The organism is Pseudomonas sp. CGJS7, from assembly GCF_036961695.1.
In genome coordinates, this window is record NZ_JBAMDI010000039.1 from 72,936 (window position 1) to 86,838 (window position 13,903).

The following is a 13,903-nucleotide window of genomic DNA, read 5'->3' on the forward strand; positions in this document are numbered from 1 at the left end:
GTAAACCCGCTCCTCAGGATCGGCACTGCCTTGCGCGGTCCCCGTAGGAGCGGGTTTACCCGCGAACGACCGCAAAGCGGTCGCAAATCAGCCACAGAGACATTCAATTTGCCCCACACCCCCCAACGCCGCTGGTACCTCCCGGTCTCCCTGATCGCCGCCTTGGTGCTGCTGCCCCTGAGCGTGCTGCTGTTGTCCTGGCAATCCATCGACCTGCAGATCTGGTCCCACCTGCTCGACACCCAGATGGGGCGCCTGCTCGGCAATACCCTGACCCTGGTGGTGGGCGTGGGCATTGGTGTCACCGTGCTGGGCGTCAGCCTGGCCTGGCTTACCAGCCTCTGCGACTTCCCTGGTCGACGCTGGCTGGACTGGGCGCTGATGTTACCGTTCGCCATCCCGGCCTACGTGCTGGCGTTCGTCTTCGTCGGCCTGCTGGACTTTTCCGGCCCGGTGCAAGGCGCCCTGCGCGAGGTGTTCGGGCCAATGCGCCTGCCTCGGGTGCGTTCCACCGGTGGGGTAATCACCGTCCTGGTGCTGGTCTTCTATCCCTATGTCTACTTGTTGGCGCGCACGGCTTTCCTGGCTCAGGGCAAGGGCCTGATGGAGGCGGCGCGGGTACTCGGGTTATCGCCCCTGCAGGCGTTCTGGCGGGTGGCCTTACCCATGGCTCGGCCGGCGATCGGTGCCGGTATCGCCCTGGCGCTGATGGAAACCCTGGCCGACTTCGGTGCAGTGGCCGTATTCAACTTCGACACCTTCACCACGGCCATCTACAAGACCTGGTACGGCTTTTTCAGCTTGTCCAGTGCGGCCCAGTTGGCCAGCCTGCTGCTGCTGGCGGTGATGTTGGTGCTGTACGGCGAGCGCCGCGCCCGCGGTGCCAGCCGGAGCGGCAACGAACGGCCGCGCGCGCAGGCGCTGTATCACCTGCGCGGCCTCAAGGCGCTGTTGGCCAGTGGCTGGTGCCTGCTGGTGTTTGCCTGCGCTTTCGTCATCCCGCTGGCGCAGTTGCTGGTGTGGTTCTGGCAACGCGGTCGGCATGACCTGGATGAGCGTTACGTCGGCCTGGTGCTGCACACCCTGTACCTGGGCAGCATGGCGGCGCTGGTCACGGTATGCGTGGCGCTGCTGCTGGCCTTCGCCCGGCGCCAGGCACCGACGGGCGGAATCCGCGCCGGGGTTGGCCTGGCCAATCTGGGGTATGCCCTGCCCGGTTCGGTGTTGGCGGTATCGATCATGCTGGCCTTCAGTTACCTCGACAACCACCTGGTCATCCCGCTGTCCAGCTGGATGGGCGGCGCCGGCAAGCCGCTGCTGCTAGGCAGCCTCTCGGCGTTGCTGCTGGCCTACCTGGTGCGCTTCATCGCGGTGGCCTACGGGCCGCTGGAGAGCAGCCTGGAGCGCATCCGCCCGTCACTCCCTGAAGCCTCGCGCAGCCTGGGTGTTGGCGGCGCAAGATTGTTTTTCAAGGTGTATCTGCCGCTGCTGGTGCCGGGGGCACTTAGCGCCGCGCTGCTGGTGTTCGTCGATGTGCTCAAGGAAATGCCCGCCACCTTGCTGATGCGGCCGTTCGGCTGGGACACCCTCGCCGTGCGGGTGTTCGAGATGACCAGCGAAGGCGAGTGGGCGCGCGCCTCGCTGCCGGCACTGACCTTGGTATTGGTGGGGCTGCTGCCGGTCATCGGCCTGATTCGCCGTTCGGCACGTCGACCCGGTCACAGTCACTGAGGATGTCAGTTTGCGACCTTGCGGCTACAATGCGCGGCATTCGCGCGGCGGGTGTGAGTAACAAGAAAAGCTGACGACCCAACGTCATCGACCGCCGCCGCTTCGCCACGCCCGGAAGGAGAAACCCATGGGACAGCGCACGCTTTTGTATGACCTGCACCTGGCGCTAGGCGCCAAGACGGTCGATTTCGGTGGCTGGGACATGCCCCTGCACTATGGCTCGCAGGTCGAGGAGCACCATCAGGTGCGCAGCGATTGCGGCGTCTTCGATGTTTCTCATATGACCGTGATCGATGTCGACGGCACTGATGCCACTGTTTGGCTGCAGCGCCTGCTGGCCAACGACGTGGCCCGCCTCGACGACACCGGCAAGGCGCTGTATAGCCCGCTGCTGAACGAACAGGGCGGGGTGATCGATGATCTGATTGTCTACCGCACTGAAACCGGCTATCGCCTGGTCACCAATGCCGCCACCCGTGCCAAGGTGCTCGATTGGCTGCAATTGCAACGTGCCGGGTTTTCCGTGGACTTCCAGGTCCGCCCTGATCTGGCCATCCTTGCCATCCAGGGGCCGCGTGCCCGCGAAAAGGTCGCGGCCCTGCTCAGCCCCGCGCGCGCTGCACTCATCCGCGAACTGCGCCCGTTCGAGGGCGTTGCCGACGGCGACTGGTTCATTGCCCGCACCGGCTATACCGGTGAGGACGGCCTGGAGATCATCTTCCCGGGCGATCAGGCGGTGGCCTTCTTCAACGACCTGGTCGGCGCCGGTATCGCCCCAAGCGGCCTGGGCGCCCGCGATACCCTGCGTCTGGAGGCCGGCATGAACCTGTACGGCCAGGACATCGACGAAAACCACACCCCGCTCACCTCCAACCTGGGCTGGAGCATCGCCTGGGAACCGGCCGAGCGCAACTTCATCGGCCGTGTCGGCCTGCTTGCGGAAATCGAGCACGGCGTGCAGGAAAAGCTGGTGGGTCTGGTGCTGGAAGAGCGCGGTGTACTGCGCGCCCATCAGGTCGTGCGTGTAGCCGGCATTGGCGAAGGAGAGATCACCAGTGGTAGTTTCTCGCCTACGCTGAGCAAGTCCATTGCGTTGGCGCGCGTGCCTATGGCTACCGGTGATCGGGCCGAGGTGGAAATTCGCGGCAAGTGGTACCCGGTGCGGGTGGTCAAACCGACCTTCGTGCGCCACGGCAAGATTCTGATCTGAACAATTTATAACCGGCGGGCGTACCGCTGAGCCAATCGAGGAATTCAAGACATGAGCAATATCCCCGCCGAACTGCGTTTTGCCGAAAGCCATGAGTGGGCTCGCCTGGAAGCCGACGGCAGTGTGACCGTGGGTATCAGCGATCACGCCCAGCAAGCCTTGGGTGATGTGGTGTTCGTCGAGCTGGCTGAAGTCGGCAAAGTGTTTGGCGCTGGCGACGCTGCGGGTGTGGTCGAGTCGGTCAAGGCCGCTTCGGACATCTATGCCCCGGTCGGTGGCGAAGTGATTGCGGTCAACGAAGAGCTGGCCGATAGCCCGGAACTGCTTAACGAAGAGCCTTACGGTTCGTGGATCTTCAAATTGAAGCCAAGCAACCCGGCCGAGCTGGACAAGTTGCTGGATGCGGCTGGCTACCAGGCGCTGATTGGCGAGTAAGACCGCGTCGCTTGCTTCGCGGCTAAAGCCGCTCCTACACAGGTACAGCGCTGCATTCGAGACGGGTGCAGCCCCTGTAGGAGCGGCTTTAGCCGCGAAGAGGCCGGGCCTGCAAACAAGTTTCCCCGCACAATCGGCAATCCCTTCCTAGACTTGTAAGTCTCCATGAGGCCTGGTCTAGGAAGAGAGCGTCGTCATGTCCCAGTCGCCATCCCTGCATCAACTGCAAGAGCTCAACCCATTTCTGCGCCGCCACCTGGGCCCCGATGCCACAGAGCAGCAGGCCATGCTCAACGCGCTGGGTATCGCCAGCCGCAACGAGCTGATCGAGCAGACCGTTCCCCCAGACATCCGCCTCAATCGCCCCCTCGACCTCCCAGCGGCACTGGACGAGCAAGCCGCCCTGGCCAAGCTCGCCGGTTACGCCGAACAGAACCAGGTCTGGACCAGCCTCATCGGCATGGGCTACCACGGCACCATCACCCCCACGGTCATCCTGCGCAACGTGCTGGAAAACCCTGGCTGGTACACCGCCTACACGCCCTACCAACCCGAAATTGCCCAAGGCCGGCTGGAGGCGCTGCTGAACTTCCAGCAAATGGTCATCGACCTCACTGGCCTGCCTCTGGCCAATGCCTCGCTGCTCGATGAAGCCACCGCTGCCGCCGAAGCCATGGCCCTGGCCAAGCGGGTGGCACGCAACAAGAGCAACGCCTTCTTTGCCGACGAGCACTGCCATCCGCAGACCCTTTCGGTACTCAAGACCCGCGCCGAGGGGTTCGGCTTCGAGCTGATCGTCGATTCTGTGGATAACCTTGCCAAACACTCGGTGTTCGGCGCTTTGCTGCAGTACCCCGACACCCACGGCGAAGTGCGCGATTTGCGCCCGCTGATCGACCAGTTGCACGGCCAGCAGGCCTTGGCCTGCGTAGCCGCTGACCTGCTGAGCCTGGTGGTGCTGGCACCGCCCGGAGAGCTGGGCGCCGATGTGGTGCTGGGCTCGACCCAGCGCTTCGGTGTGCCGATGGGCTATGGCGGGCCTCACGCGGCCTATTTCGCCTGTCGCGACGACTACAAGCGAGCCATGCCGGGGCGCATCATCGGCGTGTCGCGCGATGCCCGTGGCAACACCGCATTACGGATGGCCCTGCAAACCCGCGAGCAGCATATTCGCCGCGAAAAGGCCAACTCCAACATCTGCACGGCCCAGGTGCTGTTGGCCAACATTGCCGGCTTCTACGCGGTGTACCACGGCCCGGAAGGCCTGCAACGCATCGCGCAGCGTGTGCACCGGCTGACCTTCATCCTGGCTGCCGGCCTTGAGGCCAAAGGCATCAAACGCCTCAATCAGCACTTCTTCGACACCCTTACCCTGAATGTTGGTGGTGCCCAGGCGGCCATCATTGAAAGCGCCGAGGCCGCGCACATCAATTTGCGCATTCTCGGTCGCGGGCACCTGGGGGTGAGCCTGGACGAAACCTGCACCGAACAGACGGTGCTGCGCCTGCTCGACATCTTCCTGGGGGTGGATCATGGCCTGGAAATCACCGCCCTCGACCAGCTGGCCCTGCCTGAAGGCATCCCCGCCAGCCTGGTGCGACGCACGCCATTCCTCGCCCATCCGGTGTTCAACCTGCATCACAGCGAAACAGAGATGCTGCGCTACCTCAAGCAGCTAGAGAACAAGGACCTGGCGCTGAACCAGTCGATGATTCCACTGGGCTCGTGCACCATGAAGCTCAACGCCACCAGTGAGATGATCCCCATCACCTGGCCCGGTTTTGCCCAGCTGCACCCGTTCGCCCCGGCGGCCCAGGCGGCAGGCTACAAGGCGATGATCGACGAACTGGAAAGCTGGCTGTGCGCGATCACCGGCTTCGATGCGATCTGCATGCAGCCCAACTCCGGTGCTCAGGGTGAATACGCCGGCCTGATGGCCATTACCCGCTATCACTGCAGCCGCCACCAGCCGATGCGCACGTTGTGCCTGATCCCGTCGTCGGCCCACGGCACCAACCCAGCGTCGGCACAGATGGCCGGCATGGAAGTGGTGATCGTCGATTGCGACAACGATGGCAACGTCGACCTGGCTGACCTCAAAGCCAAGGCGCACGCGGCCGGGGAGCGTCTGTCGTGCCTGATGATCACCTACCCCTCGACCCACGGCGTGTACGAAGAGGAGATACGCGAAATCTGCGATGTGGTGCACCAGTACGGCGGCCAGGTTTACATGGACGGTGCCAACCTCAACGCCCAGGTGGGCCTGGCGCGCCCCGCAGACATTGGGGCCGATGTTTCACACATGAACCTGCACAAGACGTTCTGCATTCCCCACGGCGGCGGCGGCCCGGGTATGGGGCCGATCGGTATCCGCGCGCACCTCAAGCCGTTCGTCGCCAGCCACCCGGTGGTGCCGGTGCCTGGGTTGGACCCGAACAACAGCGCGGTCAGCGCCGCGCCCTGGGGCAGCGCTAGCATCTTGCCGATCAGCTGGATGTATATCGCCGTGATGGGCCCGCAGCTGGCCGACGCCAGCGAGGTGGCTATCCTTTCGGCCAACTACCTGGCCAGCCAGTTGGGCGCGGCGTTCCCGGTGCTCTACCGTGGGCGCAACCAGCGCGTGGCGCATGAATGCATCCTCGACCTGCGGCCGTTGAAAGCGCTGACAGGCATCAGCGAAGAGGACGTGGCCAAGCGCCTGATGGACTATGGCTTCCACGCACCGACCATGTCGTTCCCGGTGCCGGGCACGTTGATGGTGGAGCCGACCGAGAGTGAATCGAAGGCCGAGCTGGATCGGTTCGTCGAGGCGATGCTGGCGATACGGGCGGAAATTGACGAAGTACAGCAGGGCAACTGGCCAGCGGAGAACAACCCGCTGAAACATGCACCGCATACCTTGGCTGATGTCTTGGGGGTATGGGACAGACCGTATAGCCTGGAGCAGGCGGTGGCCCCCAGTGCTCACGTGCGCCAGCACAAATACTGGCCGGCGGTGAACCGGGTAGACAACGTGTATGGGGACAGGAACCTGTTCTGTGCGTGTGTGCCGGTGGAGGCTTATCGCTGAGGTTGGTGTTGGATGCTTCGCGGGTGCCTGTAGGAGCGGGTTCACCCGCGAAGCAGGCGACGCAGTTACTCGGCTACCGCATTCTTGGCCAGGATGGCATTGGCCAACTCCATGTCGGAAGCCTGCATCCCTGGGTTATCTGCCCGTGCCTCGCGCATGGCCGCTTCCAGGAACGGCCCGCGGATCGCGCCTTCGCTGGCGACGAAGCTGCTGGCGTCATCCTGCGCGGCCACTACCAGCTTGTGATCCCGCGAGGTCAGGTAGCTCGACGCCGTGGTAGCACCGGAAGTCATCACGTTACGCCAGAAGGTATCGGCCATGGCCGAGCCAAGAGGCAGCGAAAGCAAGGTAGCGGCGGCAATGGCGGTTTTGAGACGCATGTTGAAACACCTCGAAGGGTGATGGTTGAAGATGCGCGCTTGGATCTTTTCGGGCAAGGCAAGTTCCTTGAATACAAAGGACTTTTCGTCAGTTGCAGACGCGCAGCACTTCCTCGGCACGGGTCTGCCCAGCGGCCACCTTGGCCTCGCCGCAACGGCGCAGATCAACCAGGCCATCGGCCAGCGCCTGGCTCCGCAAACGGGTCAGGTCGGCATCAGGGCCGATCAATGCGCGCAAGGTGTCGCTGGGCTCGAGCAGTTCGAATAATCCCGTGCGCCCCTGAAAACCGGTGCCGCGGCAGGCTCGGCAGGTGGCTGATGAACCTGCCTGGCAGTCGGTGCAGACGGTTCGCACCAAGCGCTGGGCCATCACCCCGATAAGCGTTGCCTTGATCAGGTAGTCGGCCACCCCCAGCTCTTGCAGGCGGGTGATTGCTGCGCAGGCGTCGTTGGTATGCAGGGTCGATAGCACCAGGTGCCCGGTAAGCGCTGCCTGCACCGCCACCAGGGCGGTTTCGCGGTCGCGGATTTCGCCGATCATGATGATGTCGGGGTCTTGGCGCAGCATGGCCCTGACCGCGTTGGCAAACCCCAGGTCCAGCGCGGGCTGCACCTGCAACTGGTTGAAGGCTGGCTCCAGGCGCTCGATCGGGTCTTCGATGGTGCACAGGTTGACCTGTGGTGTGGCCAGCAGTTTGAGGCTGGTATACAGCGTGCTGGTCTTGCCGGAGCCGGTGGGGCCGGTGACCAGGATGATGCCTTGGCGCTGACAAAGCAGGCGCTGCCATTGGGCCAGTTGCTGGCCGTGCAGGCCAAGGCGGTCGAAGCCCTCTTGCAACTGGTGCGGGTCGAACAGGCGCAACACCAGTTTCTCGCCAAATGGGGTGGGTAGGGTCGAAAGCCGCAGCTCCACTTCGCCACCACCGGGTAGGCGGCTTTGCAGCCGGCCGTCCTGCGGCCGTCGCTTCTCTGCAACGTCCATGCGGCCCAGGTGTTTCAGGCGGCTGACGAGGGCCAGGGTGACCCCGGCGGGGAAGGCATAGACGGTGTGCAGCAGGCCATCGATGCGGTAGCGCAGCTGGCCCTGTTCGCGGCGTGGTTCCAGGTGGATATCACTGGCGCGTTGCTCGATGGCGTACTGCAACAGCCAGTCGACGATATGCACGATATGCGCGTCGTCTGCGCTGGCCTCGGCCTGGCGTTTGCCCAGCTCAAGCAATTGCTCAAGTTCCCCCAGGCTCGCCGACTGCTGGTATTGCGCGCCTTTTACCGACTGGGCCAGGCGGTGGAACGACTGCGCTGACTGACGGATCTGCTGCGGGCTGGCCAGTACGCGACGGATCGACCGGCCGAGGCTGCGGGCCAGGTCGGCCTGCCAGTCATTCTGGAAAGGCTGGGCGCTGGCGACGGTGACGCTGGAGGCATCGGCCGCGACGATGAGGATGCCGTGGCGCTGGGCGAAGGCTGGGGAGATCAGGCTGGTGACCTGGGGCAGGTCGAGTTGCATGGGGTCGATGCGCAGGTAGGGTTGGCCGACCTTGTCGGCCAGCCACTGGCAAAGGTGCTCCAAGTCCAGGGGCTGGCCGGGGTGCTGGCGGCTTTCCAGGCTGCAGGCGGCGATGTGCTCCAGCGGGTGGCTAGCGGGGTGGGCAGCGGCGTGTTCGAGTACTTGCAGGGTATCGCTGGCGTGCAGGTGCTGGTCAGCGAGCAGGGCCTGGAGCACGCGCTTGAGGTCGAGTGCGGGGTTGTCGGGGGTGTGCATGGTTGGCGTCCGTGCCTGATCGGGTAGTGCTGATCAAGGCTAGCCGGGCGGCGGGAGGCTATCGGAGGTGAAAGGTTTCGGGATTTTGCTGCGCCTGTACCGGACGCTTCGCGGGTGAACCCGCTCCGACAGAGATCGTACGGGCCTTGAGGTACAGGTCCAGCAGAGAGGGTGGTTCAGACCACTGCCAACGCCACTCGCTGCAAGTTGGTCAGGCTCACCTCACCCACACACACCAGGTTACGCAGTTTCTGTGCAATGACCTCGGCCCGGTGCCAGCTCAACCCGCCAATGCCGATTTCGATATCCAGCCAGTCATCCTGCTGGCTGACCTGCACGCTATGCGGGGTCAGGAACTGCAAGGCGAACAGGTTGAGCACCCGGCACAGGCTATCGGGCTCGGCCTCGGCCTGCAGGCGATAGTGCACGGTGCTGTGGGCGTTGGTGGCGGCCCAGGCGTCGGTACGGGGCTGTGCGTTCATGCTGGTCTCCGCAAATGAGGGAGAAATTCTTGCACGTTGGTGGCGGTATTTTTTCGCTATGATTGGGTGATTTCGCCTTATTGGTGAATTTTTTTATTCAAAAAAATCTGATATGGAGAATAAACAATGCACAGCGAGCTGGATGCCTACGACCGTCGCATCCTCGAACTGCTGCAGGAGGACGCTTCGCTGTCCAGTGCACAGATCGCCGAGCGCGTCGGGCTGTCGCAATCGCCGTGCTGGCGGCGCATTCAGCGCTTGAAGGAAGAGGGGGTGATTCGGGGGCAGGTGACCTTGCTGGACCGCAAGAAGGTCGGCCTGAACACGCAGATTTTCGCCGAAGTGAAACTGAACGCCCACGGGCGCTCCAACTTCACCGAGTTCACCGAGGCGATCCGCGGGTTCCCTGAGGTGCTGGAGTGTTATGTACTGATGGGGGCTGTGGACTTTCTGCTGCGCATCGTCACGTCTGACATCGAGGCCTACGAGCGGTTCTTCTTCGAAAAACTGTCGAACGTGCCGGGGATTCAGGAGGTGAATTCGATTGTGGCGCTTTCCGAGATCAAGTCCACCACTAGCCTGCCGCTATCGCGGTGAGGCCATTCGCGGGTAAACCCGCTCCTACACCGGTGTGGTCATTCGCGGGTAAACCCGCTCCTACACCGGTGTGGTCATTCGCGGGTAAACCCGCGCCTACACCGGCCTCACGCCTGGCGCGAACCTTTGTAGGAGCGGGTTTACCCGCGAAGCAGGCGACGCGGTATCACGCCTTGAGCAGGTGCTTCCAGCCGCGGCTCTGGTCCACCGCCCGAGCCTGTTCGATACGCGCTTCCAGCACTTCATCGCTGATGGGCTGCTCGGCCAGCTCGTGCAGCTTTTTCAGGTCGCCGTACAAGCGGTCCATTTGCGGCGCTTCCAGTATTTGGCGGGCGTGGTGCAGCCAGGCCAGAAGCTGCTCGATACGTGGCAGCTGCTCGGCCAGGTCTTCCGGGCGCTGGGTGTACAGCGGCAGCTTCAGCGCGCGGCCTTCCTCACCCAGCAGGTGCACCAGCCAGCTGGCCAACTGCGCCTTGCCCTGGCGTTCGCCGCGGCCCTTGCGCTCTGCGGTCCAGGTCCGGGCCATCAGCCAGCGTGAGGTTTCCAGCGAGAACTGGCCCCAGCGTACGTCTTCCAGTTCTTCGGTGAACTGCTCGGGCGCGGCGCGACGGATGTCTTCGTCATCGTTGCCGGCCTGCACCAGCGGGCGCCAGTCTTCAAGCAAGGCATCAAGGCTGGCGCGCAGGTCGCGGGTGGTGGCGCGCGGTGCTGCCTGGCCCAGGCTGGCGGTGAGCGCGCGCAGCTCGCTCAGGCACTCGACCCAGTCCTGGAGCAGGCGCCAGTGGCCGTTGTGGCGGTACTGCTCGGCCAGGCGCTGGCTGCTGCCCAGCAGTTGCCAGGCGAGGGCGGCATAGGCGTCGTCCAGGGCCATTTCGGCTTCCAGCGCAGTGTGCGGCAGGTCCAGCTCGTAGCTGTCCGGTTCCAGCAGGCGGTAACCGCGCTCAGCCTTGCTGATGTCGCACGGCATCAGTGGCAGGCTGGCGGCCAGCTCTGCGGCCAGTTCCAGCAGGGCTTGCGGTTCACCTTCGCGCAGTTCCAGCTCCAGCTCGCAGATCTCTTCCTTGCGCTTGCCGGCGATCACGAAGCCTTGGTCCAGTGCAGCCTCGATCACCACCTTGCTCTTGCCACGGCCCCAGGCGATTTCGGCGTATTCACGGCTGAAGTCGGTGGTGAACAGCGGCTTGATGGTTTTCTTGTCCAGGTTGGCCAGTTGCTCGGGCCAGCAGGTGGCGTCCAGCTTCTTCAGGTCGAGCTTGACCTTGTCCAGGTTCCATTCGTACTCGTTGCGCTCGGACAGGCCGGCCACGCTCTGGCCGCGGCACTTGAGGGTTTGAATGACAGCGTCGCCATCGCGGCGCAGGCGCAGGGCGACACGGGCGGCGGACAGCTCACGCTCGGGGGTGTCGAAGTACTGGTTGAGCAGTTCACGGGTCTGCCAGCCGGACTTGTTGCGCTTTTTCAGCAGAGGGTGCTCGCGCAGGGCGGCAAGGGTCTCGCGGCTGGCGCGGAGCTTCAGTTCGGTTTCTTTGTGCATCACAGACTCGAAAGAGGGGGCGTGGTTGGCAGAGAGTCTACAGCAGTCAGCCCTCAACGGTTTATTCCAGACAGCGGATAGTCCTATGATGGGCAACGTTTCCGAGGAGTACGCGCATGCCGTTGCCGACGCTGAAAGACCAGTTTGCCGCCTTGATCGCCGCGCCTTCGGTCAGCTGTACCCAACCTGCGCTGGACCAGTCCAACCGCCAGGTTATCGACCTGCTGGCCGGTTGGCTGGGCGACCTGGGTTTCAAGTGCGATATCCAGCAGGTCAGCCCCGGCAAGTTCAACCTGCTGGCCAGCCGTGGCACCGGCCCGGGAGGGCTGGTGCTGGCCGGGCACAGCGATACCGTGCCCTATGACGAACAGCTGTGGGCCAGCGACCCGCTGAAGCTGACCGAGACCGATGGCCGTTGGGTCGGCCTGGGCAGCTGCGACATGAAGGGCTTCTTTGCCCTGGTCATCGAAGCGGTCATCCCGCTGCTGGAGCACGACTTCAAGGAGCCGCTGCTGATCCTTGCCACCTGCGATGAAGAAAGCTCCATGTCCGGCGCCCGTGCCCTGGCCGAGGCCGGCCAGCCACTGGGCCGTGCAGCGATCATCGGTGAGCCTACCGGGCTGCGGCCGATCCGCATGCACAAGGGCATCCTCATGGACCGCATCGACATCCTCGGTCGCAGCGGCCATTCGTCGGACCCAAGCCTGGGCCGCAGCGCCATGGAGGCCATGCATGCGGTCATGGGCGAGCTGATGGGCCTGCGCCAGCAGTGGCAACAAACCTATAGCAACCCGCAATTCACCGTGCCGACCCCGACCATGAACTTCGGCTGCATCCACGGCGGCGACAACCCCAACCGTATCTGCGGCCAGTGCGCCCTGGAGTTCGACCTGCGGCCGCTGCCGGGCATGGACGTGGACCAGCTGCGCGCGGCTATTCGCGAAAAGCTGGTGCCCGTGGCCGAGCGCCATGAGGTGCGCATCGACTACGCGCCGCTGTTCCCGGAGGTGCCGCCATTCGAGCAGGCTGCCGATGTCGAGCTGGTACAGGTCGCGGAGCGCCTGACCGGCCATCGCGCTGAAGCGGTGGCGTTCGGCACCGAAGCACCTTATCTTCAGCAACTGGGCTGCCAGACCATCGTGCTGGGCCCTGGCGACATTGCCTGTGCCCACCAGCCCGGCGAATACCTTGAAATGTCACGAATCGAGCCTACCGTGCGTCTATTGCGTGACTTGATCCGGCACTATTGCCTGCACTAAACGTCAATCGAACTGATTCGTTCCTGCCTAGAGGAGACCGCGCGTGACCGCAAGCCTGTTCCGACGATGATCCTGAACGCCCCCTGCATCGCCGTTCTCCGTCCACTTATCCACAGGCCCTGTCATGCCCGATTACGTCAACTGGCTGCGTCATGCATCCCCCTATATCAATGCCCATCGCGACTGCACCTTCGTGGTCATGCTTCCTGGCGATGGGGTGGAACACCCTAATTTCGGCAATATCGTCCACGACCTGGTGCTGCTGCACAGCCTCGGCGTGCGGCTGGTGCTGGTGCATGGCTCGCGCCCGCAGATCGAAAGCCGGCTGGCCGATCGCGGCCTGACCCCGCACTACCACCGGGGCATGCGTATTACTGATGCGGCCACCCTGGACTGCGTGATCGATGCCGTCGGCGCCCTGCGCCTGGCCATTGAAGCGCGGCTGTCGATGGACATCGCCGCTTCGCCGATGCAGGGCTCGCGCCTGCGCGTGGCCTCCGGCAACCTGGTCACCGCGCGGCCGATCGGCGTGCTCGAAGGCGTGGACTACCACCACACTGGCGAAGTGCGCCGGGTCGACCGCAAGGGCATCAGCCGCCTGCTCGACGAGCGTTCCATCGTGCTGTTGTCGCCCTTGGGCTACTCGCCTACCGGGGAAATCTTCAACCTGGCCTGCGAAGACGTGGCTACCCGCGCGGCCATCGAACTGGGCGCCGACAAGTTGCTGCTGTTCGGCGCCGAGCCGGGCCTGTTGGACGCTGACGGTAGGTTGGTGCGCGAACTGCGCCCGCAGCAGGTTGCTCCGCATCTGCAGCGTCTAGGCAGCGACTACCAGGGCGAACTGCTGGATGCTGCGGCCGAGGCTTGCAAAGGCGGTGTGGCGCGCAGCCATATCGTCAGCTATGCCGAGGATGGCGCGCTGCTCACCGAGCTGTTCACCCGGGGCGGTGGCGGTACGCTGGTGTCGCAGGAGCAGTTCGAAGTGGTGCGCGAGGCGACCATCGAGGACGTCGGTGGCCTGCTGGAGTTGATCAGCCCGCTGGAAGAGCAGGGCATCCTGGTGCGCCGCTCGCGCGAAGTGCTGGAGCGAGAGATCGAGCAGTTCAGTGTGGTCGAGCGCGAGGGCATGATCATCGCCTGTGCGGCGCTGTACCCGATTGCCGATTCCGAAGCCGGGGAGCTCGCTTGCCTGGCGGTGAACCCGGAGTACCGCCATGGCGGGCGTGGCGATGAGCTGCTGGAACGCATCGAGAGCCGGGCACGGCAGATGGGCTTGAGTACTTTGTTCGTGCTGACTACGCGCACTGCGCACTGGTTCCGCGAGCGCGGCTTTGCGCCGAGTGGCGTGGAGCGGCTGCCGGCGGCGCGGGCTTCGCTGTACAACTACCAGCGCAATTCGAAGATTTTCGAGAAGCCCCTGTAAGCCTGGGCCGCCCTCTTCGC

11 protein-coding genes are annotated in these 13,903 nt (G+C 64.1%); 7 read left to right on the top strand and 4 right to left on the bottom strand.

Features of this window, described 5'->3' with window-relative positions; translation table 11 throughout:
* Positions 1-108: 108 nt before the first annotated feature.
* The 4 genes from V7787_RS22930 (at position 109) to gcvP (ending at position 6,446) form a co-directional block, all read left to right on the top strand.
* A complete protein-coding gene (locus tag V7787_RS22930; RefSeq protein WP_064491262.1) occupies positions 109-1,731 on the top strand; it encodes an ABC transporter permease in 1,623 nt (540 codons plus the stop codon).
* Positions 1,732-1,858: 127 nt separating this feature from the next.
* Positions 1,859-2,941, top strand: a complete 1,083-nt coding sequence (gene gcvT, locus V7787_RS22935) for a glycine cleavage system aminomethyltransferase GcvT (RefSeq protein ID WP_020191592.1) — start codon at positions 1,859-1,861, stop codon at positions 2,939-2,941.
* A 51-nt stretch (positions 2,942-2,992) separates the two neighbouring features.
* Complete coding sequence (gene gcvH / locus V7787_RS22940; protein ID WP_020191591.1) at positions 2,993-3,376, top strand: glycine cleavage system protein GcvH; 384 nt, start codon at positions 2,993-2,995, stop codon at positions 3,374-3,376.
* A 196-nt stretch (positions 3,377-3,572) separates the two neighbouring features.
* A complete protein-coding gene (gene gcvP / locus V7787_RS22945) occupies positions 3,573-6,446 on the top strand; it encodes an aminomethyl-transferring glycine dehydrogenase (RefSeq protein ID WP_336089695.1) in 2,874 nt (957 codons plus the stop codon).
* 65 nt (positions 6,447-6,511) lie between these two features.
* Here the strand turns inward: gcvP and V7787_RS22950 are convergent, their stop codons facing one another.
* The 3 genes from V7787_RS22950 to V7787_RS22960 all read right to left on the bottom strand — a co-directional run bounded on the left by V7787_RS22950 (position 6,512) and on the right by V7787_RS22960 (position 9,070).
* Positions 6,512-6,826, bottom strand: coding sequence for a DUF2388 domain-containing protein (locus tag V7787_RS22950; RefSeq protein WP_064491286.1), 315 nt, complete (start codon positions 6,824-6,826; stop codon positions 6,512-6,514).
* A gap of 88 nt (positions 6,827-6,914) precedes the next feature.
* Positions 6,915-8,588: a GspE/PulE family protein gene (locus V7787_RS22955; RefSeq protein ID WP_336089697.1), complete on the bottom strand. Its 1,674-nt coding sequence runs from the start codon at positions 8,586-8,588 to the stop codon at positions 6,915-6,917.
* A 176-nt stretch (positions 8,589-8,764) separates the two neighbouring features.
* Complete coding sequence (locus tag V7787_RS22960) at positions 8,765-9,070, bottom strand: hypothetical protein (RefSeq protein WP_003253715.1); 306 nt, start codon at positions 9,068-9,070, stop codon at positions 8,765-8,767.
* 126 nt (positions 9,071-9,196) lie between these two features.
* Here V7787_RS22960 and V7787_RS22965 point away from each other — a divergent pair, with 126 nt between their 5' ends.
* Entirely contained in the window at positions 9,197-9,667 is a 471-nt protein-coding gene (locus V7787_RS22965) for an Lrp/AsnC family transcriptional regulator (protein WP_003253717.1), read from the top strand.
* Positions 9,668-9,833: 166 nt separating this feature from the next.
* On the opposite strand, the gene V7787_RS22970 is transcribed toward V7787_RS22965, so the two are convergent.
* Entirely contained in the window at positions 9,834-11,201 is a 1,368-nt protein-coding gene (locus tag V7787_RS22970) for a CYTH domain-containing protein (RefSeq protein WP_104886921.1), read from the bottom strand.
* 116 nt (positions 11,202-11,317) lie between these two features.
* On the opposite strand from V7787_RS22970, the gene argE reads away from it, so the two are divergent.
* Positions 11,318-12,460 (top strand): acetylornithine deacetylase, encoded by a 1,143-nt coding sequence (gene argE / locus V7787_RS22975; protein ID WP_020193884.1) that lies wholly within the window; start codon positions 11,318-11,320, stop codon positions 12,458-12,460.
* 124 nt (positions 12,461-12,584) lie between these two features.
* The gene (argA, locus tag V7787_RS22980) at positions 12,585-13,883 is read left to right on the top strand and encodes an amino-acid N-acetyltransferase (protein ID WP_003253723.1); all 1,299 of its coding nucleotides are present in this window, start codon (positions 12,585-12,587) and stop codon (positions 13,881-13,883) included.
* The last annotated feature ends 20 nt before the right edge of the window (positions 13,884-13,903 follow it).